At 71.8% G+C, this 2332-nt stretch carries 2 protein-coding genes and 2 pseudogenes; 3 read left to right on the top strand and 1 reads right to left on the bottom strand.

What is annotated here, in order from left to right; genetic code table 11:
• Positions 1 to 56 precede the first annotated feature (56 nt).
• From SACSA_RS26015 to SACSA_RS0110580, 3 genes and pseudogenes are all read left to right on the top strand, one after another.
• Positions 57 to 602: pseudogene (locus tag SACSA_RS26015) on the top strand (exodeoxyribonuclease III); the annotation flags it as partial.
• Positions 603 to 613: 11 nt separating this feature from the next.
• Positions 614 to 1117 (top strand): CapA family protein, encoded by a 504-nt coding sequence (locus SACSA_RS22440; protein ID WP_408640273.1) that lies wholly within the window; start codon positions 614 to 616, stop codon positions 1115 to 1117.
• A 76-nt stretch (positions 1118 to 1193) separates the two neighbouring features.
• Positions 1194 to 1619, top strand: coding sequence for a four-helix bundle copper-binding protein (locus SACSA_RS0110580; protein ID WP_028661762.1), 426 nt, complete (start codon positions 1194 to 1196; stop codon positions 1617 to 1619).
• Positions 1620 to 1664: 45 nt separating this feature from the next.
• Here the strand turns inward: SACSA_RS0110580 and SACSA_RS0110575 are convergent.
• Positions 1665 to 2332 (bottom strand): annotated as a pseudogene (locus SACSA_RS0110575) (serine/threonine-protein kinase); the annotation flags it as partial.

Below are 2332 nucleotides of genomic sequence, written 5' to 3'. Positions count from 1 at the left end.
ATGCGCGCCGCCCGCGTCCGCTTCTCCCGCCCTGCGCGGCGGGTACCCTGCCCGGCGTGCTGACCGTGTCGACCGTCAACGTCAACGGCCTGCGGGCCGCCGCCAAGAAGGGCTTCACCGAGTGGTTCGCCGCCACCCGGGCCGACGTCGTGGCCTGCCAGGAGGTGCGGGCCAGCCCGGATCTGCTGCCCGCCGGGCTCCGTGAGCCGGACGGCTGGCACGCCGCGCACGCCGACTGCGCGGTCAAGGGCCGCAACGGTGTCAGCCTCTACAGCCGGATCGAACCCGAGGCGGTGCGGGTCGGGTGCGGCCTCGCCGAGTTCGACGACGCCGGTCGTTACGTCGAGATGTGGCTGCCCGGGCTCGTGGTGGCCAGCCTGTACCTGCCGAGCGGTGACGTGGGCACCCCCCGGCAGGAGGAGAAGCAACGCTTCATGGACGGCTTCCTGCCCTACCTCGGGGAGGTGCGGGACAAGGCAGCGGCTGACGGGCGCGAGGTGCTCGTCCTGGGCGACTGGAACATCGCCCATGCCGAGATTGACCTGAAGAACTGGAAGGGCAACCGGAAGAACTCGGCTACCTGCGCGAGTTGTCCGCGGCCACGGCCGACACCGTGCTGGCCGAGGTCCACGCCGTGCGCCGGCCCGGGGACCTGGTGGTGTTCTCCGTCCACTGGGGATCGAACTGGGGTTACCATGTGCCCGCCGAGCAGGTCGCGTTCGCCCGCAGGCTGGTGGAGGGCGGGGTGGACGTCGTGCACGGGCACTCGTCGCACCATCCGCGCCCGATCGAGGTGCACCGGGGACGACTGATCCTCTACGGCTGCGGAGACCTGCTCAACGACTACGAGGGCATCAGCGGATTCGAGCGCTATCGCGGTGATCTGCGCCTGCTGTATTTCCCGTCGTTCGACCCGGACACGGCGGAGCTGACCGCGCTGCGCCTGCTGCCGTTGCAGTCGCGGCGGTTGCGGTTGCAGCCGGCCGGTTCCCGCGACCGGCAGTGGTTGGCGGCCGTGCTCGGATCGAGCAGTGGGCCGTTCGGCACCCACGTGGACAGCGGCGCGGACGGACTGCTCACCGTGTCGTGGTCGCGCCGCCCGTCGCCGTCGCGCTGAGCGGCTCGTGGTTTGGACGCCTCCCGCGCGGGTGATCCCCCAGGGCGTGGACCGGCTCGTCGAGCGAGGAGGGATCATGCCCGTCGCTGAGATGCTCCGTACGTACCCGGCCGACCTGGGTGGCGTCGACCGGGACGCGCTCCGGCGCTGTATCGAGGAGTGCGTGGCGTGTGCTCAGGCGTGCACGGCGTGCGCCGACGCGTGTCTGTCCGAGTCCGACGAGATGCTGCCGCGCCTGCGCAAGTGCGTCCGCACCAACACCGACTGCGCCGACGTGTGTGAGACGACGGCCAGGGTGCTGTCCCGGCACACCGGGTACGACGCCAACATCACCCGTGCCGTGCTCGAGGCCTGTGCCACGGTGTGCCGCTCGTGCGGGGACGAGTGCGAGGCGCACGCCTCCGAGCACGAGCACTGCCGGGTGTGCGCGGAGTCCTGCCGCCGGTGCGAGCAGGCCTGCCGGGAACTGATCGACACGCTGGGCCGGGGCGCCGGGGGCTGAGCCGGCACGAGCGGACCGGGGCGCTGTCGGGGTGCGGGGACAGGGTCAGTCGTCGTCCTCGTCCTTCTTCTCGTTCTTCTCGCGTTCGCCCCGGCCGCGGTCGCGTTCCTTGTCGTCGTCCTTCTTGTCGTCCTTCTTCTTCTCGTCTTTCCCGTCGCCCTTGTCCCCGTTGCCGCGGTTCCTGTCGTCCTTCTTCGGCGGGGTGCTGGTCTCGGAGTGCAGCAGCGTGTCGGTGTTCAGCAGCACCGCCGCGTCGAGCCGCACCATCTCGTGCTGGTGGAACTCGGTGACCGTGGCCCCGTCCGCGGTGCGCAGCCGGATGCCGATGTGTACCGTCTCCGCGCCCGTGACACGGGGCTGGGAGATCACCTCCACGCGGCGCACGCCGTCCCACCGGGCCGTGAACGCCTCGCGGCCCTGGGCGCGGAGGTCGGGGCCGAGGTGGGCCCAGGCGGCACCGGATTCGTCGGGCAGCAGGGCGTAGTAGTCGGCGACCACCGTGCGCATCTCGTCCCCGGTGAGCGGGCGTGGCGCGGAACTGCTGGTCTCCGGCGTCGTCGTCACCGGTGCGGCGGCGTTGCCGGTGTCGTCGCCCGAGCTGAGCAGCACCCCCACGACGAGTGCCACGAGGGCGAGCGCGCCACCGGAAAGCGCGAGCATCCCGCCCCGGCCGCGCCGCGGCGGACCCTCCGACCGAGCGTGCTCGGGGTGCG

This window comes from Saccharomonospora saliphila YIM 90502, from assembly GCF_000383795.1.
GTDB lineage: Bacteria > Actinomycetota > Actinomycetes > Mycobacteriales > Pseudonocardiaceae > Saccharomonospora > Saccharomonospora saliphila.
This window is presented reverse-complemented; position numbering and strand designations above follow the sequence as displayed.